Genomic DNA, 25782 nt, shown 5'->3' on the forward strand with positions numbered 1-25782 from the left:
CGAGCGCCTCGCGCAGTACGAACTGAAAGGGGCAAAGGCCTTGCCGCACGGATGCAGATGCGTTGATGCACCGATCATGAATGCACTGCCGCATTGCGGCCGGCCCGTCTCCCGTCTCTCTACCGGCCCAACGTCATGAGTTACCTCCTCGACCCCTCCCGCAAGACCGTCACCATCCCCAAGCTGCAAGCCATGCGCGCCGCCGGCGAAAAAATCGCCATGCTGACCGCCTACGACTCCAGCTTCGCCGCGCTGCTCGACTACTGCGGGGTCGAGGTGCTGCTGGTCGGCGACTCCCTTGGCAATGTCATGCAAGGCCAGCAGACCACGCTGCCCGTGACGCTCGAACAGGTTGTCTATCACACCGAATGCGTGGCACGCGGCAACCAGAGCGCGCTGCTGGTGGCGGACCTGCCATTCGGCACCTATCCCACCCCGGAAGCCACCTTCACCAGCGCCGTGGCGTTGATGCGGGCCGGCGCGCAAATGGTCAAGCTGGAGGGCGGCGACTGGCTCGCGCCCACCGTCAAGTTCCTGGTCGAGCGCAGCATTCCGGTGTGCGGCCACATTGGCCTGACGCCGCAGTCGGTGCACGCGCTGGGCGGCTTCAAGGTGCAGGGCAAGACCGACGAAAGCGCGGCGCAGCTCAAGCGCGACGCGCTTGCACTGCAAGCCGCGGGCGCCCAGCTGATCGTGATGGAAGCGGTGCCGGCGGCTGTGGCCGGCGTGGTCACCGGCCTGCTGACGATCCCGACCATCGGCATCGGCGCTGGCGCGGATTGCTCCGGCCAGGTACTGGTGCTGCAGGACATGATCAACGTCTACCCGGGCCGCAAGGCCAAGTTCGTGCGCAACTTCATGGAAGGCGCCGGCTCGATCGAGGCCGCCGTGCGCGCCTACGTGGCGGCCGTGAAGGACGGCAGCTTCCCGGCCGTCGAGCACACCTTCTCGGCCTGAGCGCGCGCCGGCAATGGAGATCGGTGCCGCCACCGCCGCGGCCTTTGCGCTTCTGGCCAGCGGTGACGGCGCCATCTGGTTCATCGTCTGGACCTCGCTGGTGGTGGCCGTGCTCGGGCTGGCGATGGCCGCCGTGCCGGCCATCGGCGCGGCCTACCTGATCGCCACCCACGATTTTCCCGGGCGGCGTGTGGTGGTGGTGATGGCGCAGGCCTTCCTCTCCTTCCCGACCGTGCTGGTCGGGCTGGTCCTCTACCTGCTGTTCACCCGCCACGGGCCGCTGGGCAACTTCTCCTTGCTGTTTACCCGCAGCGGCATGGTGCTAGGGCAGGCGGTGATCGGCTTCCCGGTGGTGCTGGCGTTTGCCCTGTCCACCTTGCAGGGGGCGGATGCGCGGCTGCGTGAAACCGCCTGGGTACTGGGTGCCGGGCGCTGGCGAACCTTTTTCACCGTCCTGCGCGAGATGCGCTTCGGCCTGATGGCCGCACTGGTGGCGGGCTTTGGGCGGGTCATCGCCGAAGTCGGCTCGGCATTGATGATCGGCGGCAATATCGAAGGCGCCACCCGGACCATCACCACCGCCATCGCGCTGGAAACCAGCAAAGGAGAATTCGCCCAGGGTATTGCGCTGGGCGTTGTGCTGATCGCACTGGCAGTGCTCGTCAATGTGATGCTGGCGTGGCTGCAAGGCGCGGGAGGATTTCGCCGATGAGCACCCTGCCCGCGCGCCGCACGCCTGACGGGCAGGCGTTGCCGCCCTCCCAGCTGCCGCCGCTGCTGACGGTGCGCGGCTTGCAGCGCCAGGTAGGCGCGCGGGGGCTGTTCGATATTGCCGAGCTTGCCTTCCCGCGCGCCGCTGTGGTGGTGCTGACCGGTGTCAATGGCGCGGGCAAGAGCACGCTGCTGCGCATGGTGGCGGGGCTGGAGCGCGCACCCGGCGCGACCGTGGCCTGGACCAGCGCGGACGGCACGCCGCACAACGCCGCACTCGATCCGCTGCCCGCCGCGCTGCGCCAGCGCATTGCCTACCTGCACCAGCATCCCTACCTGTTTCGCACCTCGGTGCGCGAGAACATCGCCTATGGCCTGAAGGCGCGTGGCATGCCCGACGACGAAGTCAGGCGGCGCGTGGGAGCCGCGCTGGGCTGGGCCGGCATCACGCACGTGCAGGACACCGCCCCCGAATGCCTGTCCGGCGGCGAGGTGCAGCGCGTGGCACTGGCCCGCGCCAAGGTGCTGGAGCCCGATTTGCTGCTGCTGGACGAGCCCACCTCCAGCCTGGACGGCCACGCTCGCGAACAGGTGATCGGCCTGGTGAAGGAGCTGGCCGCCGAAGGCCGCAGCGTGGTGATGGTCTGCCACGATCGCGAGCTGATCAACCTGCCGGGCGTGGTGCGCTGGAAGCTTGGCGACGGGCGGCTGGATACGCGCCACCCCTGAACGCCTGGATCAGGCAGTTGCCGGTAACTCCGCCAATAGCACGCCCCGCAGCGAGTTCGCCAGCGCTAGTGCCTCCGCGCTCAGCAGCATGGCCCGCGTGACAACCGCCTCGCGCACCGTCCCGCCGAGGTGGTGTGCACCATCGCCCAGCACCGCAGCGCGCATCACGCCGGGCAGGATATCGGCGGCCAGCGGCGGCGTCAGCCACTCGCCTTGCACCTTGACGAATACCGAGCTGCGGCCGCCTTCGAGCAGCTCGCCGCGGGCGTTGAAGAACAGGCTGTCGAAGGCGCCGGCGCGCTCGGCCGCTTGCCAGCCGGCGTCATAGATGGCGCGCGCGCTGGTCTTGTGGCGGCGCAACGCGTCCGCGACCGGCAGCGCCTGCGCGGCCAGCACCACGCGCACCGGGGCCGCGGAGAGCGGCGCCATCGGGCCGTGGGCAACGGTGAAGCTGCCTGCCTTGTCCAGCGCCAGCCGCAGGCGCCAGGTGCCGGCCCCGAGATCCGCCACGGCCGCCTGCACCAACGCCAACGCGCGAGCGCGCTCAAACCCGAAGCCGAAGCACGCAGCGGAAGCCGCCAGCCGCGCCAGATGCTGATCCAGGCGCTGGCACGCCCCGTCTTCCACCCGCATGGTTTCGAACAAGGTAAAGCCCGGATCGTGCGCGGTCAGGAAGCGCGCCTTCCAGCCGCACTCGGCAAATTCGCCCGCGGCGTCGCTGTCATGCACGATGCCACCGCCCACGCCCATCTCGCCCGCGCGCAGTCCGTCGGCGCCCTGCGCGCCTAATACCAGCGTGCGGATGGCGACCGACAGCGCAAAGGCACCCGGCCATGCCTGCGCTTGCCCTTCGCCGGGCGCATCGATCCAGCCGAGCGAGCCGGTGTAAAGGCCGCGCGGCGCGCGCTCCAGCTCGCTGATGATCTCCATGGTGCGCCGCTTGGGCGCGCCGGTGATGGAGCCGCAGGGAAACAGCGCGCGCATCAGATCCGCCAGGCTGGTGCCGGCGCGCGCCTTGGCAGTCACGGTGGAGGTCATCTGCAGCACCTGGCCGAAGGGCTGCACCACGAAGCGATCGGGCACGGCCACCGTACCCGGCACCGCGACGCGGCCCAGGTCGTTGCGCAGCAGGTCGACGATCATCACGTTCTCGGCGCGGTTCTTCGGGTCGGCCGCCAGCGCCAGCGCGGCCTCGGCATCGCGCGCGTCGTCACCCGTGCGCGGCGCCGTGCCCTTCATCGGGCGGGTGAGCAACTGGCCCTGGCCGTCATGCCGGACGAACAATTCCGGCGACAGCGACAGCACCCAGCCATCGCCCGGCAGCCGCGCCAGCGCGGCGTAGGGCACCGGCTGAGCGGCGCGCAGCGCGGCATACAGCGCCAGCGGATCGCCGAAAGCGGCAAAGCGCAGCCGCTGCGTGAAGTTGACCTGGTAGGTATCGCCAGCCTCGATCCACTGGTGGATCCGGGCAATGGCCGCGTGGAAGGCGGCTTCCGGCGTGTCGGCCGTGACGTCCATCACGCCGGCCGGTTCGCCCGAGGACGGCGCCAGCCACTGCGCGACCTCCCGCGTGTCCAGCCGGCGCATCTGCCGGAACCACAGCAGGCGCAGCGCGCCGTCATGGAAAGGCAGCGCGTGGTCGACATGGACCGGCACGCCGACCAGCGGGCCGCCGAATTCGTAGGGGGCGAACAGCGTGGCATGCCAGCCCTGGCGCCAGCCTTCGGCCAGCATGGCGTCGAGCGCGCCGAGCTCGGAGGCGTCGGGCAGCGCATCTTCACGGGCGAAGCCGGTGTACAGGCGCGAAGATGCCTCGCCGGGGGCGGCGGTGGCGTCGTCAAGCAGGACGAAGGGCTCGGCGGCGCCGGCAGAGCCGGATTCGGGCGCTTGTGAGATTGAGGAAGAAGACGAGCGGGTCAGGGAGACTGCCACGGGAAATCACCAGCATAAATTGAGGTCGCCATAAAGCGGGCGACATTGCATTATCGCGCGCCCGCCCTCTCCCCCGGCCCCTCTCCCACAAGTGGGAGAGGGGAGCAAACCTGAGGCACCGGCCGAAGTCGCGGAGCGGGCCAAAACCGCCCGCCCTGACGACGGCTTTCGCTCCCTCTCCCCTCAGGGGGAGAGGGCTGGGGAGAGGGGTGGCTTAGCTAGGAGCCAGTTCAAGCGAAGCCCACGGTTTTTTCGGCGCCCTCAAAACAAAAAAGCCGGCCACGCATCAACGCGTGGCCGGCCGCATGCCCCAAGCCGGATCAACTGAAGAAGCTCTTCACCTTGTCGAGCCAGGATTGCTCCTGCGGGCTGTGGCGCGAGCCGCCTTCATGCACCGAGCGGTCGAACTGGCGCAGGATGTCCTTCTGCGCCTCGGTCAGCTTGACCGGCGTTTCCACGTTCACGTGCACGTAGAGGTCGCCGGGGTAGCCCGAGCGCACGCCCTTGATGCCCTTGCCGCGCAGGCGGAAGGTCTTGCCGGGCTGGGTGCCTTCCGGCACCGGGAAGCTGGCCTTGCCGCCCAGCGTGGGCACTTCCAGGTCGCCGCCCAGCGCCGCGGTGGCGAAGGAAATCGGCATCTGGCAGTGCAGGTCGTCGCCGTCGCGCTCGAACACCGCGTGCTGCTTGATGTGGACTTCCACATACAGGTCGCCCGGGGGGCCACCGTTGATGCCCGGCTCGCCATTGCCCGAGGAGCGGATGCGCATGCCCTCGTCGATGCCGGCGGGAATCTTCACTTCCAGCGTCTTCTGCGACTTCAGCTTGCCCTGACCGTGGCACTTGGTGCACGGCTTGGGGATGTGCTTGCCGGTGCCGTGGCACTTGGGGCAAGTCTGCTGCATCGAGAAGAAGCCTTGCGACACGCGCACCTGGCCCGCGCCATGGCAGGTCGGGCAGGTTTCGACGTTGGTGCCGGGCTCGGCGCCATTGCCGTGGCAATGCTCGCACTCGTCCCAGTGGGGCACCCGGATCTGCGCGTCGTGGCCGTGGGCGGCCTGCTCCAGCGTGATTTCCATGCTGTAGCGCAGGTCAGCACCGCGGTACACCTGCGGGCCGCCGCCACGGCGTCCGCCGCCAGCCTGGCCGCCTTGCTGGCCAAAAATATCGCCGAAGATGTCGCCGAAGGCTTCGGCGAAACCGCCGTAGGCCTGGCCGCCGCCGCCGAAGCCGCCCGCCATGTTGGGGTCGACACCGGCGTGGCCGTACTGGTCGTAGGCTGCCTTCTTCTCAGGGTCCGAAAGCATCTCGTAGGCCTCTTTGACCTCCTTGAACTTCTCTTCGGAATCCTTGCTGTCCGGATTGCGGTCCGGGTGGTGCTTCATCGCCAGCTTGCGATAGGCCTTCTTGATCTCGTCGTCGCCGGCGTTCTTGCCCACCCCGAGCACTTCGTAAAAGTCACGTTTTGCCATGGTGGCTGCTTACCTGATGGGCCCGGAAGCGTCCAAAGCCCGCCCGGGCGAAATAGCAAAAAAGCCGAGCGAGGCATTCGACGGCGGTAACCCGCTTGGTCCAATGTCCGTCGCCCGGCGTCGGGATGGGGGCTGGCGCTGGTGTTGCGCACCGCGCCCCCGCCCCGCTCTTCCATTACTTCTTGTCGTTGACTTCCTTGAACTCGGCGTCCACGACGTTATCGTCCTGCGGATGGGCTTGCTGATGGCCCGCGCCGGCAGCACCGGCACCGGCCGCGCCCGCGGCGCCCGCCGCACCTGCTTCGCCGGCCTGGGCCTGCATGTCCGCATAGACACGCTCGCCCAGCTTCTGGCTGGCTTCGGACAGCGCGCTGACCTTGGCATCGATCTCGGCCTTGTCGCCGCCGCGTGCGGCGTCTTCCAGTTCCTTGATCGCGGCTTCGATCTTTTCCTTCTCGCCCGCTTCCAGCTTGTCGCCGTATTCGGTGACAGCCTTCTTGGTCGAGTGAATCAGCGCGTCGGCCTGGTTGCGGGCATCCGCCAGCTCACGGGCCTTCTTGTCTTCCTCGGCGTTGGCCTCGGCGTCCTTCACCATGCGCTGGATCTCGTCTTCCGACAGGCCCGAGTTCGCCTTGATGGTGATGCGGTTTTCCTTGCCGGTCGCCTTGTCCTTGGCGCCCACGTGCAAGATGCCATTGGCGTCGATGTCGAACGAGACTTCGATCTGCGGCGTGCCGCGTGCGGCCGGCGCGATGCCTTCGAGGTTGAACTCACCCAGCAGCTTGTTGCCGGTGGCCATTTCACGCTCGCCCTGGAACACCTTGATGGTCACGGCCGGCTGGTTGTCGTCAGCGGTCGAGAACACCTGCGCATGCTTGGTCGGGATGGTGGTGTTCTTGGTGATCATCTTGGTCATCACGCCACCCAGCGTTTCGATGCCCAGCGACAGCGGCGTCACGTCCAGCAGCAGCAGGTCCTTGCGGTCGCCCGACAGCACGGAGCCCTGGATCGCGGCGCCAACGGCGACGGCTTCGTCCGGGTTCACGTCCTTGCGCGCTTCCTTGCCGAAGAATTCCTTGACCTGTTCCTGCACCTTGGGCATGCGGGTCATGCCGCCGACCAGGATCACGTCATCGATTTCGCTGACCTTGACGCCGGCGTCCTTGATGGCGATGCGGCACGGCTCGATGGTGCGCAGGATCAGTTCCTCGACCAGCGATTCCAGCTTGGCGCGGGTCATCTTCAGGTTCAAGTGCTTCGGACCGGAGGCATCCGCCGTGATGTACGGCAGGTTGATTTCGGTCTGCTGCGAGCTCGACAGTTCGATCTTGGCCTTTTCAGCGGCTTCCTTCAGGCGTTGCAGCGCGAGTACGTCCTTGGACAGGTCGACGCCCTGGTCCTTCTTGAACTCACCGATGATGTAGTCGATGATGCGCTGGTCGAAGTCTTCGCCGCCCAGGAAGGTGTCGCCATTGGTCGACAGCACTTCGAACTGCTTCTCGCCGTCAACGTCGGCGATCTCGATGATCGAGATGTCGAACGTGCCGCCACCCAGGTCATACACGGCGATCTTGCGGTCGCCCTTTTCGTTCTTGTCCAGGCCGAAGGCCAGCGCGGCCGCGGTCGGCTCGTTGATGATGCGCTTGACGTCCAGGCCTGCGATGCGGCCAGCGTCCTTGGTGGCCTGGCGCTGCGAGTCGTTGAAGTAAGCCGGCACGGTGATCACGGCTTCGGTCACCGGCTCGCCGAGGTAGTCTTCGGCGGTCTTCTTCATCTTGCGCAGCACTTCGGCGGACACCTGCGGCGGTGCCAGCTTCTGGTCGCGCACGGACACCCATGCGTCGCCGTTGTCGGCCTTGACGATGGTGTACGGCATCAGGCCGATGTCCTTCTGCACTTCCTTTTCTTCGAACTTGCGGCCGATCAGGCGCTTCACCGCATACAGGGTGTTGCGCGGATTGGTCACCGCCTGGCGCTTGGCAGGCGCGCCCACCAGGATCTCGCCGTCTTCCATGTAGGCGATGATCGAAGGGGTGGTACGCGTGCCTTCGGCATTTTCGATCACCTTGGGCGTATTGCCTTCCATGATCGCGACGCAGCTATTGGTGGTACCGAGGTCGATACCGATGATCTTACCCATTATTCTCTCCTCTTGAGCCCCGCTATCCGCGGGGACTGCAATTCATCCTGAGGCCGAAATGTGGCCGTCCGGGGCCATTTCAAGGGCCGGAAGTGCAATTCCGACTAAATTTCTCGGCTTCTCCTTCTGATCAACGGCAGGCTGGCTGGCCAAGTTGCAGGGTGTTAGGAGACGTTGCGCGCCAAGCGTGGTTTTTGTGCTGCTTACATCATTTAAAACTGGATCGGCTAACGGCCTCGCTGCCACAGGACATCACTGCCCCCGCCGGCCCGGTTGAGCACGCGCGACAACACGAACAGCAGGTCGGACAGGCGGTTCAGGTACTGGCGGGGCGCCTCGTTCAGGGCTTCCTGCGCGCCCAGCGCCACCAGCGCGCGCTCGGCGCGCCGGCACACCGTGCGGCACACATGCGCCACCGCCGCGGCCCGGCTGCCGCCCGGCAGGATGAACTCGGCCAGGCGCGGCAGGTTGGCATTGTAGTGATCCAGCCATGCGTCCAGCTGCAGCACCTGCTCTGGCTTGACCAGCACGTAGCCGGGGATGGAGAGCTCACCGCCAAGGTCGAACAGGTCGTGCTGGATATGCAGCAAGGCCGTGCGGACGTCGTCGGGCAGCGTCTCGGTGAGCAGCACGCCAAGGTTCGAGTTGAGTTCGTCCACATCGCCGATGGCGGCAATGCGCAGGCTGTCCTTGCTGGTGCGGCTGCCATCGCCAAGCCCGGTGGTGCCGGCATCTCCGGTGCGGGTGGCGATCTTGGAGAGGCGATGGCCCATGCGGGTCTCCTGCGTTGGCGAATCCCGCATTATGGCGCGCATCCGCCCCTTCGCGTTAGCGCGCTGCCCGGCGCCGGGTGTCGGTTGCGGCGCCCGCCCAACGAGCCGCCCCGGGCGCGGCGTAGAATAACGGGATTCGCTTGATACGCTACCGGGTGCGATTGCCGGCGCCGTTCAGCGCGGCCTTTTGCCATGGCCGACGCTGCGCGTCCCCGGTCCCCACAGACCCGCCGGAGACGCCATGAACCAACCCCTTGCCCACGCCGCGCTGGTGCGCCAACCCCTGCCCGCCGCCGTGCGTGACGCCTTGCAGGCCCGCTTCGGCGAGCGCTTCTCCACCTCCCCCGGCGTCTGCGACCACCACGGCCGCGACGAGTCCCCCTTCCCGCCGGCAGCGCCGGACGGCGTGGTCTTCGCCCACACCACCGAGGAAGTGGCCGAAGTGGCCCGGCTGTGCAACGAGCACCGTGTGCCGCTGATTGCCTACGGCGCCGGTTCCTCGCTCGAAGGCCACCTGCTGGCGGTGGCTGGCGGCATCAGCCTGGACTTGTCGCAGATGAACAAGGTGCTGTCGGTGCAACCCGAAGACCTGAACGTGACGGTGCAACCGGGCGTGACCCGCAAGCAGCTGAACCAGGAAATCAAGGACTCCGGCCTGTTCTTCCCGATCGACCCCGGCGCCGATGCCTCGCTGGGCGGCATGTGCGCCACGCGCGCCTCCGGGACCAACGCGGTGCGCTACGGCACCATGCGCGAGAACGTGCTGGCGCTGACGGTGGTCACCGCCGACGGCCGCATCATCAAGACCGGCACCCACGCTCGCAAGTCCTCCGCCGGCTACGACCTGACCCGCCTGATGATCGGCAGCGAAGGCACGCTGGGCATCATCACCGAGGTGACGGTGCGGCTGTACCCGCAGCCCGAAGCCATCTCGGCGGCCATCTGCAGCTTCCCCAGCATGGGCAGCGCGGTGCGGGCAACCATCGAGACCATCCAGCTGGGCGTGCCCGTCGCGCGCGTGGAGTTCGTCGACGCGCTGGCCATCCGCGCCATCAACCGGCACGACAACCTGTCCATGCCGGAGGCGCCGCACCTGTTCTTCGAATTCCATGGCACCGAGGCCGGCGTCAAGGAGCAGGCCGAGACCGTGCAGCAGATCGCCGCCGACAATGGTGGCCAGGGCTTCGAGTGGGCCACGCGGCCGGAAGACCGCAGCCGCCTGTGGAACGCGCGCCATACCGCTTACTTCGCCATGCTGCAGCTCAAGCCGGGCTGCAAGGCGGTCACCACCGACGTGTGCGTGCCGATTTCCCGCCTGGCCGATTGCGTGACCGAGACCGAGCGTGACCTCAACGCGTCCAGCCTGCCCTGCCCCATCGTGGGCCATGTGGGCGACGGCAATTTCCACGTCGCGATCCTCACCGACCCTGAAAAGCCTGAAGAGCTCGCCGAGGCCGAGACCATCAACCGGCGCATCGTGGAGCGCGCGCTGGCCATGGGCGGCACCTGCACCGGCGAGCACGGCGTGGGGCTGCACAAGATGGATTTCCTGGTCAGCGAGCACGGCGAAGACGCGCTCGACCTGATGCGCGCCATCAAGAACGCGCTCGATCCCAACCACATCCTCAACCCGGGCAAGATCTTCCGCCCGGTACGCTAAGGGATCGCGCGGCATGGCATCCGTGTTCAACCGCGTCCCGCCGCTGCACCTGCTGATCGCGTTCGAAGCCGCCGCCCGGCTGGGCAGCTTCGCACGCGCGGCCGAGGAGCTGTCGGTCACGCCCAGCGCGGTGTCGCACCGCATCAAGAACCTGGAGGAGCTGTGGGGCGAGGACCTCTTCGTGCGCGCCAACGCCGCGCTGCGGCTGACGGCCGCTGGCACGCGCTACCTGCGCAATGTGCAGGATGCCCTCAAGGCGCTCAACGAACTGGCCCGGCCCGAGTACAACAAGCTGCGCACCCGCCTGCGCGTGGCGATCCCACCCACCTTCGGCCGCCAGCACCTGGTGCCGCGCCTGCCCGAGTTCACGGCGCTGTACCCGCACATCGACACCGAGCTGCACCTGGCCATCCCCTTCCTGGACGTGAAGGCGGAAGACACCGATGTGGAGATCCGCTACGGCACCGGGCGCTACCCCGACCTGAAGACCACCAAGCTGCTGGTCGAGCCCGTGTTCCCGGCCTGCGGGCGCGAGTACTATGAGCGCATCGACGGCCGCGCCATCACCAAACCCGAGCACCTGCACAACCTGGTGCTGCTGCGCAGCCCGCTGGAACCCTGGAAGCCCTGGTTCGAGACCGCCGGCCTGGACTGGCCCGAGCCCCAGATCGGCCCGCAGTTCAACGACATCGGCCTGATGCTCGAAGCCATCGCCTCCAACCAGGGCGTCGCGCTGGTGCGCCAGCGCATGGCCCGGCACTGGCTGTCGCTGGGCCAGATGGTGCGGCTGCTGGACATCGAATCGGTGTCGCCGCACGGCTACTACATCGTCGAGCGCGAACAGGCGCCCCTCAAGCCGGAGGCCCGGTATTTTGTCGACTGGCTGCTCAGCCTGGACTGGTAAGACTGGCTAATTGTCCGGCAGCCCCTTTCGGAGACACCCCCACCATGCAGATCCGGCTGCTCACCCCCACCGACGCTGGAGCCTTCCAGGCACTGCGCCTCGAAGGCCTGCTGGAGGCGCCCGCCGCCTTCGGTTCCAGCTTCGAGGAAGAGCGTGACCTGCCGCTGGCCACCGTCGCCGGCCGCCTTGAGGCAACGCCCGAAAAGGCCGTGATCGGCGCCTTTGAAGCCACCGAGGGCGGCACCGCGCTGGCCGGCGTGGTCGGGCTGATGCGCGAGGACAAGGCCAAGCAGCGGCATAAGGCGTTTATCTGGGGCATGTATGTGGCGCCGGGCTATCGCGACCGGCGCCTCGGGCGACAGCTGATGGAACAGGCGTTGGCGGTGGCCACCGACATGCCCGGGCTGCGCCAGGTCACGCTCTGCGTCAACGTCATCAATGCGCCAGCGATCGCGCTCTATGAGGCCATGGGCTTCGTGCGCTACGGCGTGGAGCCGCAGGCGCTCTATGTGGCACCGGACTATCACGACAAGCTGGAAATGGTACACATGCTGGCGCCGCGCGGACAATAAAGCGGCCTATTGCCGCCTTGCGCCGCGCCGGTGCTAAGCTGGATTGGTACCGGCCAGCCTGCGAGGATCCTCCTCGCCACCGCCCGCATGGCACGTTCCGCGCCCACGCCGTCATGAGCGATTTTGATCGGCCTGCCATGCGGAATTCACGTTGCCACGAGGCTGCGCAGCCACCTGGCTGCGCTATAGTCCTTGCTCCCCACCCGCGTCCGCCCTGCCATGGCGGGCGCCGGCGGCCATAACAGGAGTTGCCATGAACGCCCCGCACGAAGTCTCACTGGTCGCCGACGACGCACGCCGCAGCGCGTTGCTCGCCGGCCTGGCGAAAATCCTGCCCGATGCGGCGTTGTTGTGGAAACCCGAAGACACCGTGCCCTACGAGTGCGACGGCTTGGCAGCCTACGGCCAGGTGCCGATGGCCGTGGCACTGCCCGACAACGAGGAACAGGTCTGCGCCATCCTGCGCCTGTGCCACTCGCTGCAGGTGCCCGTGGTGCCGCGCGGCGCCGGCACCAGCCTGTCCGGCGGGGCCATGCCGATCGCCACCGGCCTGGTGCTGTCGCTGGCCAAGTTCAAGCGCATCGTCAGCGTGGACGTGCGCTCGCGCACCGCGGTGGTCCAGCCCGGCGTGCGCAATCTCGCCATCTCCGAGGCCGCCGCGCAGTACAACCTCTATTACGCCCCCGATCCTTCCTCGCAAATCGCTTGCACCATCGGCGGCAACGTCAGCGAGAACTCGGGCGGCGTGCATTGCCTGAAGTACGGCCTGACGGTACACAACGTGCTGCGCGTGCGCGCCGTGACGATGGAGGGCGAAGTGGTGGAGTTCGGCTCGGAAGCGCCTGACGCGCCGGGGCTGGACCTGCTGGCCGCCGTGATCGGCTCCGAAGGCATGCTGGCGGTGGTCACCGAGGTGACCGTCAAGCTGATCCCCAAGCCGCAGCTGGCGCAGGTGATCATGGCCAGCTTCGATGACGTGGCCAAGGGCGGCAACGCGGTGGCCGATGTGATCGGCGCCGGCATCATCCCGGCCGGGCTGGAGATGATGGACAAGCCCGCCACCGCCGCGGTCGAGGAATTCGTGCGCGCCGGCTACGACCTGGACGCCGCCGCCATCCTGCTGTGCGAGTCCGACGGCACGCCGGAAGAAGTGGCCGAGGAAGTGGAGCGCATGAGCGAGGTGCTGCGCGCTTCCGGCGCCAGCCGCATCCAGGTGTCGCAAAGCGAGGCCGAACGGCTGCGCTTCTGGAGCGGGCGCAAGAACGCTTTCCCCGCCGCCGGGCGCATCTCGCCGGACTACTACTGCATGGACGGCACCATCCCGCGCAAGCATATCGGCACGCTGCTCAAGCGCATCGAGGAGATGGAAGGCAAGTACGGCCTGCGCTGCATGAACGTGTTCCATGCGGGTGACGGCAATATGCACCCGCTGATCCTGTTCGATGGTGCGGACCAGGACGAATGGCACCGCGCCGAGCTGTTCGGATCCGACATCCTGGAAAGCTGCGTGGAGCTGGGCGGCACGGTGACCGGCGAGCACGGCGTGGGCGTGGAGAAGCTCAATTCCATGTGCGTGCAGTTCTCCGCGCAAGAGCGCGAGCTGTTTTTTGGCGTCAAGGCGGCCTTCGACCCGGCGCGCCTGCTCAACCCCGACAAGGCCATCCCCACGCTGGCGCGCTGCGCCGAGTACGGCCGCATGCATGTGAAGCGCGGCCTGCTGCCACACCCTGACCTGCCGCGATTCTGAACATGGCCGCTCAAAACGCCACGCAACGCAACCGCAGCAGCGCGCAAACCCGCCAGCGCCTGGGCAAGCCCGAATCCGGCTGGCGCGAGCGCTGGTACACCATCATCTTCGAGGCCGACACGCGCAACGGACAGCTGTTCGACATCACTCTGCTGCTGGCCATCGTGGCCAGCGTGCTGATTGTGATGTTTGACAGCCTGCCGGCGGTAAACCTGCGGCTGGGCCGCGTGTTCACGGTGCTGGAGTGGCTGTTCACGCTGCTGTTCACCGCCGAATACCTGATGCGCATCGTGGTGGTGCGCCGCCCCTTGCGCTATGTGTTCAGCTTCTTCGGCGTGGTCGATTTCCTGTCGATCATCCCCACGTGGCTCGCCTTCTTCGTGCCCGAGCTGGCCTTCCTGATCGACGTGCGCCTGCTGCGGCTGCTGCGCGTGTTCCGGATCCTCAAGCTGACGGTGTATTTCGAGGAAGCGCAGATCCTGTACCACGCGCTGGCCAACAGCCGGCGCAAGATCTTCGTCTTCCTTGGCACGGTGTTCATCATCACCGTGATCCTCGGCACCGTGATGTATGTGGTGGAAGGCCCGCAGCACGGCTTTACCAGCATCCCCGTGAGCATGTACTGGGCGGTGGTGACGCTCACCACCACCGGCTTCGGCGACATGGTGCCCAAGACGCCGCTGGGCCAGTTCATCACCTCGCTGACCATCCTGCTGGGCTACGGCATCATCGCCTTCCCCACCGGCATCGTGGGCGCGGAGCTGGCCGCCAGCATCATGAAGCGGCCGCTGACCACGCGCACCTGCAACCATTGCCTGACGGAAGGCCACGATCCCGACGCCGGCTACTGCAAGCACTGCGGCAGCGAGCTGCCGCCTTACCAGGGCGAGAGCGAACGCGAGCCGGCAGGCTCCCGCGCAAGCGCCGAGACGCCACCTCACCGTCCCACTTCTTCCGCCTGACCTAGCTCACGCCGACACCCGCCCGCCACCATGCCAGCAGATCCGCAAGCCACCCTCACCGCCTTTCGCGATGCCATCCGGCATGCCACCGACACGCGCGCGCCGCTGCGCCTGCGCGGCGGCGGCAGCAAGGATTTCTACGGCCAGCATGCGCAAGGGGCACTGCTCGACACGCGCGCCTACAGCGGCATCGTCGACTACGACCCGCCCGAGCTGGTGATCACCGCGCGCTGCGGCACGCCGCTGGCGCAGATCGAGGCGGCGCTGGCCGAGCGGCGCCAGATGCTGGCGTTCGAGCCGCCGCACTTCAGCACCGGCGCCAATGCCAGCGACGTGGCCACGATCGGCGGCGCCGTGGCCGCTGGCCTGTCCGGCCCGCGCCGGCAGGCGGTGGGCGCGTTGCGTGACTTTGTGCTGGGCACACGCGTGATGGATGGCCGTGGCGACGTCCTGAGCTTTGGCGGCCAGGTCATGAAGAACGTAGCCGGCTATGACGTCTCGCGGCTGATGTCCGGGTCGCTCGGCACGCTGGGGCTGATCCTGGAAGTCTCGCTCAAGGTGCTGCCGGTGCCCTTCGACGACGCCACGCTGCGTTTTGCGCTGGACGAGGCCGCGGCGCTCGATCGCCTCAACGACTGGGGCGGCCAGCCCCTGCCGATTGCCGCTTCGGCCTGGCACGACGGCGTGCTGCACCTGCGCCTGTCGGGCGCGGCGGCCGCGCTGCGCGCCGCGCGCGAGCGGCTTGGCGGCGAAGCCGTGGACGCCGCGCAAGCCGATGCATTGTGGCGCGCGCTGCGCGAGCAGAGCCACGCCTTCTTTGCCCCGGTGCAAGCTGGCCGGGCACTGTGGCGCATTGCCGTGCCAACCACCGCCGCGCCGCTGGCGCTGCCCGGCGGGCAGCTGATCGAATGGGGCGGCGGCCAGCGCTGGTGGCTGGGCGGCAGCGACAGCGCGGCCGACAGCGCCATCGTGCGCGCCGCGGCCAAGGCGGCCGGCGGCCACGCCACGCTGTTCCGCAACGGCGACAAAGCCGTGGGCGTGTTCACGCCGCTGTCCGCACCGGTGGCTGCCATCCATCAGCGGCTCAAGGCGACGTTCGACCCCGCCGGCATCTTCAACCCGCAGCGCATGTACGCCGGCCTCTGAGCCACGGGCGGCACCGCACCACACCGCATCGATCCCCAGCCAAGGCACCGGAGAGTCCCCGAACCATGCAAACCACACTGGCCGAATTCCTGCGCGACACGCCCGACGGCGAAGAAGCCAAGTCCATCGTCGGCAAATGCGTGCATTGCGGCTTCTGTACCGCGACCTGCCCCACCTACCAGTTGCTCGGCGACGAGCTGGACGGCCCGCGTGGCCGCATCTACCTGATGAAGCAGGTGCTGGAGGGCCAGCCCGTCACGGAAAGCACACGCCTGCACCTGGACCGCTGCCTGACCTGCCGCAACTGCGAATCCACCTGCCCCTCGGGCGTGAAGTACGGCCGTCTGGTCGACATCGGCCGCAAGGTGGTGGACGACCGCCTTGCGGCCGAAGGCATCCAGCGCCCGGCGCGCGAGCGTTTCGCGCGGTGGGCGCTGCGCGAAAGCATGACGCGCCCGGCGCTGTTCGGCACGGCCATGCGCCTGGGGCAGCGCGTGCGAGCGCTGTTGCCGCAGGCGCTGCGCAACAAGGTGCCGCAGGCGGTCAACGCCGGCGCATGGCCGCGCACCACGCACGCGCGCAAGATGTTGTTGCTCGACGGCTGCGTGCAGCCCTCGATGTCGCCCAACATCAATGCCGCCACGGCACGCGTATTCGACCGTCTTGGCGTGCAGCTGGTGGTGGCGCGCGAGGCCGGTTGTTGCGGCGCCGTGCGCTATCACACCGGCGACCACGATGGCGGCCTCGACAATATGCGGCGCAATATCGACGCCTGGTGGCCGGCGGTGCAAGCCGGCGCGGAGGCCATCGTGATGACGGCGTCGGGCTGCGGCGTGATGGTCAAGGAATACGGCCACCTGCTGCGCAACGATGCCCGCTATGCGGATCGCGCGCGCCAGATCTCGGCGCTGACCAAGGATCTGTCGGAGCTGCTGCCGAACTTCGCCGACGCCCTGCAAGACGCGGCCGCCGAGGCAAGAAGCAGCAAAGGCTCCAACGGCACCAATGGCCAGCGCGTGGCCTATCATCCGCCCTGCACGCTGCAGCACGGCCAGCAGATCCGCGGCAAGGTGGAAGCCCTGCTGGCAGGCCTGGGCGTGGACGTCAAGCTCTGTGCCGACAGCCACCTGTGCTGTGGCTCCGCAGGCACGTACTCGGTGCTGCAGCCCGAATTGTCCTATCGGTTGCGCGACGAGAAGCTCGCCAATCTGCAGGCCTCGAAGCCCGAGGCCATCGTCTCGGCGAATATCGGCTGCATCACGCACCTGCAAAGCGGCACCGGCACGCCGGTGATGCACTGGATCGAGCTGGTGGATCGCATGCTGGGGTAGGCTGGACGCGTGGTGCCGGGTTACCATGCGATGGCATTCACCCTTGCCGCCTTTCGCTCCTTTCGCCCCGCCCGCGCATGCTCCAGACCTTTGCCATCCTGCTGGTTTTCCAATCCGTCGGGGAAGCGCTCAGTTATTCCCTGAGCCTGCCCGTGCCCGGGCCGGTGATCGGCATGATCCTGCTGTTCGGCTGGCTCACCTTCGACGACCGGCTGCTGCCGGTGATCCAGGGGACCACGTCCGAGCTGCTCAAGCACTTGTCGCTGCTGTTCGTGCCGGCGGGCGTCGGCATCATGGTGCACGCGCACCGCATCGGCGGGGAATGGCTGCCGATCGTGGTGGCGCTGGTGGTGTCCACCTGGCTGGCGATCGCCACCACCGCGCTGGTGGCGCGCGCGCTGATGGGCAAGCCCCGGCCGCCTGAGGATGCCGGCGCGCAAGCCGGTTCGGGAGATCAAGCATGACGCCGCGCCTGAACGAGATCTGGGTCTATCTGGCGGCCAGCCCGCTGCTCGGCCTGACCGCTACCTTGCTGGCCTATGTCTTCGCGTTCCGCGTCTATGAGCGCGCGCGCTTCTCGCCGCTAGCCAATCCCGTGATGATTGCGGTCGCGATCCTGGTCACGCTGCTGACGGTGACCGGCACGCCGTACAAGACCTATTTCGATGGCGCGCAGTTCGTCCACTTCCTGCTCGGGCCCGCTACCGTCGCGCTGGCGGTGCCGCTCTACATGCAGCTGCCCAAGTTGCGCAAGCATGTGTTCCCGCTGCTGGGCGGGCTGCTGGCGGGATCGCTGGTGGCGGTGGTATCGGCCGTTGGCATCGCCTGGCTGCTGGGCGCTTCGCCCGAGACCATGCGCTCGCTCGCGCCCAAGTCGGTCACCATCCCGATCGCCATGGGCGTGGCCGAGAAGATCGGCGGCCTGCCCTCGCTGACCGCCGTGCTGGTGATGGCCACCGGCATCATCGGCGCGGTCAGCGCCACCAAGCTGCTGAACCTGCTGCGCATTTCCGACTACACCGTGCGCGGCTTCGCCACCGGCGTGGCAGCGCACGGCATCGGCACGGCGCGCGCCTTCCAGGTCAACCAGGAGGCCGGCGCCTTCGCCGCGCTCGGCATGGGCCTGAACGGCGTGCTGACCGCCGTGATGGTGCCGATGCTGGCGGCATGGATGCCACGCTGATCCCTGATCCCTGCTGACAGGACGTTGTCAGGAGCCCCCGCGCATGATCCGTCTCTCCATCACCCCTGAGAGAGACCATCATGAGCGGACTGATCAACTGGCTTGAAATTCCTGTCGTGGACATGACCCGTGCCATCCGGTTCTACGAGCAGGCCTTCGAGACCACCCTCAAGCGCGAAACCATGGCGCAGATCGACATGGCTGTCTTTGCCAACCGTGAGCCTGGCGGCGCACTGGTAGCCGGCGAGGGCTTCCGCCCCTCGGCCGACGGCTGCCTGCCTTACCTGCACACGCCGCAGCTCACGGCGCTGCTGGCGCGTGTCACCGCGGCCGGCGGCAAGACCGTGTTCGGCCCGCTGCAGTTGCCTGGCGATATCGGCCATATCGCGCATATCATCGACAGCGAAGGCAATCGCGTCGGCCTGCACCAGCCACTGGTAGGATAGTCAGCCACCGCGACCGTTTTACCAACATCCGCATAGCACCAAGATGAAGCCTCGATGAGCCGCCGCGCCGACCGCCTTTTCCAGATCGTCCAGGTACTGCGCGGGCGCCGCCTCACCACGGCGGCGCTGCTGGCGCAGCGGCTCGGGGTGTCCGAACGCACGGTGTACCGGGATATCCAGGCGCTGTCGCTGTCGGGCGTGCCGGTGGAGGGCGAAGCGGGCATCGGCTACCGGTTGCGGGCCGACTATGACGTCCCTCCGCTGATGTTCACCGCGATCGAAGTCGAAGCGCTGGTGGCCGGGCTGCGGCTGCTCAAGGCCTGGGGCGGCGGGGCGCTGGCCGCCGCGGCCGATCCCGCGTTGGAGAAGCTGGTGGCGGCGCTACCGCCCGCGCGGCGTCATGCGGCGCAGCAAAGCCGCGTGTTCGCCCCCGAATTCGTCAACCTGCCGCAGGTGCGCGACGCCTTTGACGTGGTGCATGGCGCCATGAACGCGCAACGCCTGCTGCGCCTGGACTACACCGACGCGCAGCAGCGCGCCACCGACCGCATCGTGCAGCCGCTGGGCCTGTTCTTCTGGGGCAATAGCTGGCTGCTGGCCGCCTGGTGCACCACGCGCACCGACTATCGCAGCTTCCGCCTGGACCGCTGCCGCGGCATCGTCATGCTGGAAGACCGCTTCCACGAAACGCCCGACCGCTCGCTCAACGGCTTCCTGCGTGCGGTGCAGCACACCAGCGGCTAGCCGGCCGCTCGGGTGATCGGCTGATTCGGGACGCATCCTACGCCGGCTCGGCCAGCAGCGTCTCGATGTCGCGCTTGATATCCTCGGGCTTGGTGGTGGGCGCGTAGCGCTTGAACACCGTCCCGTTGCGGCGCAGCAGAAACTTGGTGAAGTTCCACTTGATCGCTTCCAGGCCAAGCACGCCCGGCTTCTCCGAGGTCAGCCAGCGATACAGCGGATGCGCGTTATCGCCCTTGACGTCGATCTTGCCGAACATCGGGAAAGTGACGTGGAAGCGCGACTCGCAGAACTGGCCGATCTGCGCGGCGTCGCCCGGCTCCTGCTTGCCGAACTGGTTGCAGGGAAAACCCAGCACGGCAAGGCCACTGGCGGTGTACTGGTCCTGCAGCGCCTGCAGGCCGGCGTATTGGGGCGTGAAGCCGCACTCGCTGGCGGTGTTCACGATCAGCAGCACCTTGCCGCTGAATTGCGACAGCGGCACCGGCTGGCCAGCCAGGGAGCTGGCTTCGAACTGGTAGACATTGCTCATGACGGAATCCTCGGGTGGCACGGCGGCGCACGGCGATGCGCGTCCTGTACCGGTCAGTGTACTAGGCGATGCGGTGCGTGCTCAGATCACGTTCAGGTGTTCGGTGCCGGCGCCCAGGTCGGGCTCGCGGTCCAGGGTGCCGTGCAGCTTGATCATCAGCCGCAGGTCGTTGAGCGAGTCGGCATTGCGCAGCGCGTCTTCGTAGGTGATCTTGCCGGCCTCGTAGAGATCGAAGAGCGCCTGGTCGAACGACACCATGCCCTGCTCGCGCGATTTCTTGATGACTTCCTTGAGCGCATGGATCTCGCCCTTGAAGATCAGGTCGGCCACCAGCGGCGTGCCGAGCATGATCTCCACTGCCGGCACCCGGCCCTTCTGCCCTTTGCGCGGCAACAGGCGCTGCGACACCATCGCCTTCAGGTTGAGCGACAGGTCGATCAGCAACTGCTGGCGCTTTTCCTCGGGGAAGAAGTTGACCACGCGGTCGATGGCCTGGTTGGCATTGTTGGCGTGCAGCGTGGCCAGGCACAGGTGGCCCGTCTCCGCGTACTGCATCGCGTATTCCATGGTTTCCCGATCGCGGATTTCGCCGATCAGGATCACGTCGGGCGCCTGGCGCAACGTGTTCTTCAACGCCACGTGCCAGGAGTCGGTATCGATGCCGACCTCGCGCTGCGTGACGATGCAGTTCTGGTGCGCGTGCACGTATTCGATCGGGTCCTCGATGGTGATGATGTGCCCATACGAATGCGCATTGCGATGATCGAGCATGGCCGCAAGCGAGGTCGACTTGCCCGAGCCGGTGGCGCCGGTAACGATCACCAGTCCGCGCTTTGACATCACGATGTCATGCAGTGCTGGCGGCAGGTCGAGGTCTTCCACCGAAGGAATGCGCGTATTGATGGTACGCACCACCATGCCCGCCTTGCCCTGCTGGATGAACGCGGAGACGCGAAAGCGCCCGGCGTTGGGCACGGAGATGGCGAAGTTGCACTCGCGGCTGCCGTCGAACTCGCCCGCCTGCCGCTCATTCATGATGGAGCGCACCAGGCCGAGCGCCTGGGTGGGGTTGAGCGGCTGCTGCGAGACTGGCGTGATCTTGCCGTCGACCTTGATGGCCGGCGGAAAATCCGCGGTGATGAACAGGTCCGAGCCGCGGTTGCCCACCATCAGCTCGAGCAGGTCGTTGATGTACTTGGCGGCGGATTCGCGATCGAGCATGGCGGTGTCCTGGTTCGGATGCGGCGGACTCGCCTCAGCCCGTGAATGAGTCGGGGTTCTTGGCAATGGCGCGGGCATCGTTGTAGTTGATGATGCCGCGCTTGATCAGGTCCGACAGGCACTGATCCAGCGTCTGCATGCCAAGGCCGCTGCTGGTCTGCATCATCGAGTACATCTGCGCGATCTTGTTCTCGCGGATCAGGTGGCGGATCGCCGGCGTGGCGATCATGATCTCGTGCGCCGCCGTACGGCCGTTGCCGTCGCGCGTCTTGAGCAGCGTTTGCGAAATCACCGCTTCCAGCGACTCCGACAACATGGTGCGCACCATGTCTTTTTCTTCGGGCGGAAACACGTCGACAACCCGGTCGATGGTCTTGGCCGCCGAGCTCGTGTGCAGCGTGGCGAACACCAGGTGGCCGGTTTCGGCCGCGGTCAGCGCCAGGCGGATGGTTTCCAGGTCGCGCAGCTCACCCACCAGCACCACGTCGGGATCCTCGCGCAGCGCGGAGCGCAGCGCGTTGGCGAAAGAATGCGTGTGCGGCCCCAGCTCGCGCTGGTTGATCAGGCTCTTCTTGGACGTGTGCACGAACTCGATCGGGTCCTCCACCGTGAGGATGTGGCCCATGTCGTGATCGTTGCGGTGGTCCACCATCGCCGCCAGCGTGGTGGACTTGCCCGAGCCGGTCGGGCCGGTCACCAGCACCAGGCCGCGCGGCTTCATGCACAGGTCAGCGAATACCGCCGGCGCGCGCAGGTCTTCCAGCGTCAGTACCTTGGAAGGAATGGTCCGGAACACGGCGGCGGCGCCGCGCTGCGTGTTGTAAGCGTTGACCCGGAAACGCGAGAGGCTGGCGATCTCGAAAGAAAAGTCGATTTCCAGCCGTTCCTCATATTGCTTGCGCTGGGTGTCGCTCATGATGTCGTACACCATGGCGTGGACATCCTTGTGGCCCATCGCGGCCACATTGATGCGGCGCATATCGCCGTGGATACGCACCATCGGCGGCATGTCTGCCGAGAGATGGAGATCGGACGCCTTGTTCTTGACGGCGAAAGCTAATAGCTGCGCGATGTCCATCTATAATGACCCCACCCTTTTTGTCGTACTTATTGTTGTACTTCTTGATATGTTCGCCGGATTATGTCTGTAATCGCCGCCAACTTGCAAGCCGTCAACCGGCGTGTCGCGGCAGCCGCACAACAGGCCGGGCGACCGGCCGGTGAAGTCACGCTTCTGGCGGTTTCGAAGACCTTCCCCGCCGCCGCGGTGCAGGCTGCGTTCGACGCCGGCCAGCGCGCCTTTGGCGAGAACTACGTGCAGGAAGGCGTGGACAAGATTACGCAACTTGGCGATTTGCGCGGCCAGATAAGCTGGCACTTTATCGGCCCCCTGCAAAGCAACAAGACGCGTGCCGTGGCCGAGCAGTTCGACTGGGTCCATGCCATCGACCGCCTGCGCATCGCCGAGCGGCTGTCGGCGCAGCGGCCCGCCGGCATGGCGCCGTTGCAGGTCTGCCTGCAGGTCAATATCAGCGGCGAAGCCAGCAAGAGCGGCGTCGCGCCAGACGAAGTGCCCGCGCTGGCACGCGCCGTGGCGGCGCTGCCCGGGCTGCGGCTGCGCGGCCTGATGGCCATTCCGGAGCCGCAGAGCGATATGGCGGCCCAGCGCAGGCCGTTTGCCGCGCTGCGCACCCTGGTCGACACCTTGCGCGCCGCCGGGCTGGATGTGGACACGCTCTCGATGGGCATGTCCGCCGACATGGAGGCCGCCATTGCCGAGGGCGCTACCGTGGTGCGCATCGGCACCGCCATTTTCGGCGCGCGCGACCATGCCACGGCACCCGAGGCGACACAGGCCAAGCCGGCCTGAACGCCGGCTCCCTTCTTCCCAGACGATTCCCAGCAAGAGACCGATATGCTCAAGACTCTCACCTTTGGTTTCCTCGGCGGCGGCAATATGGCCACCGCCCTGATCGGCGGCCTGATCGCCCGGGGCGTGCCAGCCACCTCGATCCGCGTGGTCGATCCGTTCGATGAAGCGCAGGCGCGCCTGCGGCGCGACCTCGGGGTGCATGCGGCAGGCGCGCCCGACGCCGCCTTTGGCAAGAGCGATGTGCTTGTGCTGGCGGTCAAGCCGCAGCAGTTCCGCGAAGCGGCGGCAGCGCTGCTGCCGCACCTGGGCGACAGCCTGATCGTGAGCGTGGCCGCCGGCATCCGCCTGGCCGACATGCGGCGCTGGTTTGGCGGGCGCACCCGCCTGGTGCGCGCCATGCCCAACACCCCGGCGCTGGCCGGCATGGGCATGACCGGCCTGGCAGCGGTAGCCGGACTGGCGCAGCAAGACCGTGACATCGCCAGCGCGCTGGCCCAAGCCGTGGGCAAGTGCGAGTGGGTGGAAGGCGACGCGCAGATCGACGCAGTCACGGCCATCTCCGGCAGCGGCCCGGCCTACGTCTTCTACTTCATCGAAGCCATGGAGAAAGCGGCCGTGGAGCTCGGCCTGAACGCCCAGCAAGGGCGCGCGCTGGCAGTGGAAACCTTCCGCGGCGCCGCGGCCCTGGCTGCCCAGTCGGAAGAGCCGGTCAGCCTGCTGCGCGAGCGCGTGACCTCAAAGGGCGGCACCACCTACGCCGCGCTCACCGCCATGCAAGCCGCCGATATCGGCGAAGCCTTCGTCAAGGCCATGCACGCCGCCGCTGAACGCGCGACGGAAATGGGCGCGGAGTTTGGCAAGGACTGAGTTAGGTACGTCCTTTCCCGCCTCACGGGAAAGGACGCAAACCGTCAGGACGCTCGAGCGCAGCCTCAGCGCAACGCGTAGGCCGCAGCCACCCCGGCAAACACACAAGCGCCCAGCCAGTTGTTGTGCCGGAACGCGGCAAAGCACTTCATGCGATCCCGCTCGCGGATCAACGTGTAGTGATACACCGCGCATCCCGCCGCCGCCGCCAGCCCGATCCAGTACGGCCAGCCCAGCCCGAACTGCGTACCGGCCCAGGCCATCAGCCCCAGGAACACCGCATAGCAGATCATGATGGCGGCGACATCGAACCGCCCGAACGTAATGGCCGAAGTCTTCATGCCGAGCAGCAAGTCATCGTCGCGGTCCACCATGGCGTAGGCGGTATCGTAGGCCACCGCCCAGAACACATTGGCCAGCAGCATCACCCACGCCACCACCGGCACATGGTCCTGCACCGCGGCGAACGTCATCGGGATGCCAAAGCCGAAAGCAATGCCAAGGTAGGCCTGCGGGATGGCAAAGAACCGCTTGAAGAAGGGATAGGTGGCGGCAAGCACGGCGCCGACCACCGCCAGCCACTTGGTAAACCCATTGAGCGGCGTGATCAGCGCGAAGGCTGCCAGCGCCAGCACCACCGCCACCGCCACGGCCTCCCACGCGGCAATCTTGCCCGCGGTCAGCGGCCGCTCCTTGGTGCGCTTGACGTGTTTGTCGAAATCGCGGTCGGCCCAGTCGTTCATGGCGCAGCCGGCAGAGCGCATCAGGAAGGTGCCGATGACGAAGATCCAGAACAGGCTCCACACCGGCTGGCCGCCCGAGGCCATCCACAGTGCCCACAGCGTGGGCCACAACAGCAGCAGCGTGCCGATGGGCTTGTCGATGCGCACCAGGCGCGCGTACAGGGCTAAGCGTTCAAGCATGGCAAGGGGCCGCGGCACGGGGTCGGGCAAGGCAATGGCATTCAACGAAAAACGCGCCGCGACCCGGTCAGGGCGCGGCGCGCATGGCCGGCAGCACACCAAGGCCGCCGGTGGTGTCGACTCAGGGCATCAGGCCAGCATCGAGCGCAGCATCCACGCGGTTTTTTCGTGCGTCTGCATGCGCTGGGTCAGCAGGTCGGCGGAGGGTTCGTCGCCCGCGGCGTCGATGACCGGGAACAGCGAGCGCGCGGTGCGCACCACGGCTTCCTGGCCTTCGACCAGCTTGCGGATCATCTCGGTGGCTTCGGGCACGCCCTCTTCCTCCGGGATCGACGACAAGCGGGCGTATTCCTTGTAGGTGCCCGGCGCCGGGTAGCCCAGCGCGCGGATACGCTCGGCGATCGAATCCACGGCGAGCGCCAGCTCGGTGTATTGCGTCTCGAACATCAGGTGCAAGGTGTTGAACATCGGACCCGTGACGTTCCAGTGGAAGTTATGGGTCTTGAGATAGAGCGTGTAGGTATCCGCCAGCAACTTGGACAGGCCTTCCGCGATCTTCTTGCGTTCTTTGTCGGAAATGCCGATGTTCACGCTCATCTCATTCTTCTTTGCCATGATAGGTACGCTCCAGTCTGGGGTGGCTCTGACAACTGCCGCGCCACGGGACGCGGCACAACCCGCACATTATGGCATCACCCGGTAAAGGCAGACAAACCCTTGGCCGCGTCCAGGAACATCGCGACCGCGCCCAGCGCGACCGCCGCCAGCCCGATCTCCGTGCGCCACAGCTTGCGCTGCAGGCGCGCCGCGTCTGCGCGGCGGGGGCGGTCGTGGGCAACTTGCTGCAACTGCTGAAATTCGCTGACGAACAGTCTGAACATGGCCATGATGGTTCTCCGTGCCGGGCATTCAAGGTGGCCCCCGGCTAGGGGCCACCCGCACTGCCCTGCTTCATTGCTTGCG

The 25782-nt window shown here is 67.1% G+C and carries 26 protein-coding genes; 16 read left to right on the top strand and 10 right to left on the bottom strand.

Going from position 1 to position 25782, the window contains the following annotated elements:
- The first annotated feature begins 135 nt into the window (after window positions 1-135).
- Genes panB through AC1RQK_RS05410 form a run of 3 tightly spaced genes read left to right on the top strand, consistent with a single transcriptional unit; the run spans window position 136 to window position 2397 of the window.
- Complete coding sequence (gene panB, locus AC1RQK_RS05400) at window positions 136-957, top strand: 3-methyl-2-oxobutanoate hydroxymethyltransferase (protein ID WP_174422932.1); 822 nt, start codon at window positions 136-138, stop codon at window positions 955-957.
- Window positions 958-970: 13 nt separating this feature from the next.
- Window positions 971-1669: an ABC transporter permease gene (locus AC1RQK_RS05405; RefSeq protein ID WP_492372974.1), complete on the top strand. Its 699-nt coding sequence runs from the start codon at window positions 971-973 to the stop codon at window positions 1667-1669.
- The gene (locus tag AC1RQK_RS05410) at window positions 1666-2397 is read left to right on the top strand and encodes an ATP-binding cassette domain-containing protein (protein ID WP_492807956.1); all 732 of its coding nucleotides are present in this window, start codon (window positions 1666-1668) and stop codon (window positions 2395-2397) included. Before AC1RQK_RS05405 ends, AC1RQK_RS05410 begins: the two co-directional genes overlap by 4 nt.
- 9 nt (window positions 2398-2406) lie before the next feature.
- On the opposite strand, the gene pabB is transcribed toward AC1RQK_RS05410, so the two are convergent.
- The 4 genes from pabB to AC1RQK_RS05430 form a co-directional block, all read right to left on the bottom strand.
- A complete protein-coding gene (gene pabB, locus AC1RQK_RS05415; RefSeq protein ID WP_492807957.1) occupies window positions 2407-4329 on the bottom strand; it encodes an aminodeoxychorismate synthase component I in 1923 nt (640 codons plus the stop codon).
- Between the two features lie 320 nt (window positions 4330-4649).
- On the bottom strand, window positions 4650-5798 hold the full coding sequence (dnaJ, locus tag AC1RQK_RS05420; protein ID WP_150985979.1) for a molecular chaperone DnaJ: 1149 nt from the start codon (window positions 5796-5798) through the stop codon (window positions 4650-4652).
- Window positions 5799-5973: 175 nt separating this feature from the next.
- Complete coding sequence (dnaK, locus tag AC1RQK_RS05425; RefSeq protein ID WP_367651384.1) at window positions 5974-7980, bottom strand: molecular chaperone DnaK; 2007 nt, start codon at window positions 7978-7980, stop codon at window positions 5974-5976.
- Between the two features lie 185 nt (window positions 7981-8165).
- Window positions 8166-8711, bottom strand: a complete 546-nt coding sequence (locus AC1RQK_RS05430) for a cob(I)yrinic acid a,c-diamide adenosyltransferase (protein ID WP_492807959.1) — start codon at window positions 8709-8711, stop codon at window positions 8166-8168.
- Between the two features lie 241 nt (window positions 8712-8952).
- Between AC1RQK_RS05430 and AC1RQK_RS05435 the strand changes: the two genes are divergently transcribed.
- The 11 genes from AC1RQK_RS05435 (at window position 8953) to AC1RQK_RS05485 (ending at window position 19406) form a co-directional block, all read left to right on the top strand.
- Window positions 8953-10371 (top strand): FAD-binding oxidoreductase, encoded by a 1419-nt coding sequence (locus tag AC1RQK_RS05435; protein WP_492372970.1) that lies wholly within the window; start codon window positions 8953-8955, stop codon window positions 10369-10371.
- 13 nt (window positions 10372-10384) lie between these two features.
- Window positions 10385-11275, top strand: coding sequence for a LysR substrate-binding domain-containing protein (locus tag AC1RQK_RS05440; RefSeq protein WP_492807962.1), 891 nt, complete (start codon window positions 10385-10387; stop codon window positions 11273-11275).
- A 44-nt stretch (window positions 11276-11319) separates the two neighbouring features.
- Window positions 11320-11847, top strand: a complete 528-nt coding sequence (locus AC1RQK_RS05445; RefSeq protein WP_492807964.1) for a GNAT family N-acetyltransferase — start codon at window positions 11320-11322, stop codon at window positions 11845-11847.
- Window positions 11848-12100: 253 nt separating this feature from the next.
- Complete coding sequence (locus tag AC1RQK_RS05450) at window positions 12101-13594, top strand: FAD-linked oxidase C-terminal domain-containing protein (protein ID WP_492807966.1); 1494 nt, start codon at window positions 12101-12103, stop codon at window positions 13592-13594.
- A 2-nt stretch (window positions 13595-13596) separates the two neighbouring features.
- Entirely contained in the window at window positions 13597-14556 is a 960-nt protein-coding gene (locus AC1RQK_RS05455) for an ion transporter (protein ID WP_492372966.1), read from the top strand.
- A gap of 30 nt (window positions 14557-14586) precedes the next feature.
- Window positions 14587-15702, top strand: coding sequence for a glycolate oxidase subunit GlcE (glcE, locus tag AC1RQK_RS05460; RefSeq protein ID WP_492807967.1), 1116 nt, complete (start codon window positions 14587-14589; stop codon window positions 15700-15702).
- Window positions 15703-15767: 65 nt separating this feature from the next.
- On the top strand, window positions 15768-17033 hold the full coding sequence (glcF, locus tag AC1RQK_RS05465; protein WP_492372964.1) for a glycolate oxidase subunit GlcF: 1266 nt from the start codon (window positions 15768-15770) through the stop codon (window positions 17031-17033).
- A 77-nt stretch (window positions 17034-17110) separates the two neighbouring features.
- Window positions 17111-17497: a CidA/LrgA family protein gene (locus tag AC1RQK_RS05470; protein ID WP_492372963.1), complete on the top strand. Its 387-nt coding sequence runs from the start codon at window positions 17111-17113 to the stop codon at window positions 17495-17497.
- Window positions 17494-18216 carry an LrgB family protein gene (locus AC1RQK_RS05475; RefSeq protein ID WP_043349437.1) on the top strand — a complete coding sequence of 241 codons (723 nt, stop codon included), beginning with the start codon at window positions 17494-17496 and terminating at the stop codon, window positions 18214-18216. The genes AC1RQK_RS05470 and AC1RQK_RS05475 overlap by 4 nt, the downstream gene beginning before the upstream one ends.
- Before the next feature lie 80 nt (window positions 18217-18296).
- Window positions 18297-18662 (top strand): VOC family protein, encoded by a 366-nt coding sequence (locus AC1RQK_RS05480; protein ID WP_492372962.1) that lies wholly within the window; start codon window positions 18297-18299, stop codon window positions 18660-18662.
- A 54-nt stretch (window positions 18663-18716) separates the two neighbouring features.
- Window positions 18717-19406 carry a helix-turn-helix transcriptional regulator gene (locus tag AC1RQK_RS05485; RefSeq protein ID WP_492372961.1) on the top strand — a complete coding sequence of 230 codons (690 nt, stop codon included), beginning with the start codon at window positions 18717-18719 and terminating at the stop codon, window positions 19404-19406.
- Between the two features lie 37 nt (window positions 19407-19443).
- Here AC1RQK_RS05485 and AC1RQK_RS05490 read toward each other — a convergent pair whose 3' ends face one another.
- The 3 genes from AC1RQK_RS05490 to AC1RQK_RS05500 form a co-directional block, all read right to left on the bottom strand.
- Entirely contained in the window at window positions 19444-19935 is a 492-nt protein-coding gene (locus AC1RQK_RS05490; RefSeq protein WP_492372960.1) for a glutathione peroxidase, read from the bottom strand.
- 81 nt (window positions 19936-20016) lie between these two features.
- Entirely contained in the window at window positions 20017-21156 is a 1140-nt protein-coding gene (locus AC1RQK_RS05495) for a PilT/PilU family type 4a pilus ATPase (RefSeq protein ID WP_492372959.1), read from the bottom strand.
- A gap of 34 nt (window positions 21157-21190) precedes the next feature.
- Window positions 21191-22234 (bottom strand): type IV pilus twitching motility protein PilT, encoded by a 1044-nt coding sequence (locus tag AC1RQK_RS05500; protein ID WP_150985964.1) that lies wholly within the window; start codon window positions 22232-22234, stop codon window positions 21191-21193.
- A gap of 63 nt (window positions 22235-22297) precedes the next feature.
- On the opposite strand from AC1RQK_RS05500, the gene AC1RQK_RS05505 reads away from it, so the two are divergent.
- Both AC1RQK_RS05505 and proC read left to right on the top strand, forming a co-directional pair.
- The gene (locus AC1RQK_RS05505) at window positions 22298-23026 is read left to right on the top strand and encodes a YggS family pyridoxal phosphate-dependent enzyme (RefSeq protein WP_492807970.1); all 729 of its coding nucleotides are present in this window, start codon (window positions 22298-22300) and stop codon (window positions 23024-23026) included.
- Window positions 23027-23071: 45 nt separating this feature from the next.
- Complete coding sequence (gene proC / locus AC1RQK_RS05510) at window positions 23072-23896, top strand: pyrroline-5-carboxylate reductase (protein WP_492807972.1); 825 nt, start codon at window positions 23072-23074, stop codon at window positions 23894-23896.
- Window positions 23897-23961: 65 nt separating this feature from the next.
- Here the strand turns inward: proC and ubiA are convergent, their stop codons facing one another.
- The 3 genes from ubiA to AC1RQK_RS05525 all read right to left on the bottom strand — a co-directional run bounded on the left by ubiA (window position 23962) and on the right by AC1RQK_RS05525 (window position 25706).
- Complete coding sequence (gene ubiA / locus AC1RQK_RS05515; RefSeq protein WP_150985961.1) at window positions 23962-24819, bottom strand: 4-hydroxybenzoate octaprenyltransferase; 858 nt, start codon at window positions 24817-24819, stop codon at window positions 23962-23964.
- Between the two features lie 129 nt (window positions 24820-24948).
- Window positions 24949-25434: a Dps family protein gene (locus AC1RQK_RS05520; RefSeq protein ID WP_035867478.1), complete on the bottom strand. Its 486-nt coding sequence runs from the start codon at window positions 25432-25434 to the stop codon at window positions 24949-24951.
- Window positions 25435-25511: 77 nt separating this feature from the next.
- Window positions 25512-25706 (bottom strand): hypothetical protein, encoded by a 195-nt coding sequence (locus tag AC1RQK_RS05525; RefSeq protein WP_150985960.1) that lies wholly within the window; start codon window positions 25704-25706, stop codon window positions 25512-25514.
- Between the last annotated feature and the right edge of the window lie 76 nt (window positions 25707-25782).

Source organism: Cupriavidus sp. GW822-FHT02D05 (assembly GCF_058802485.1).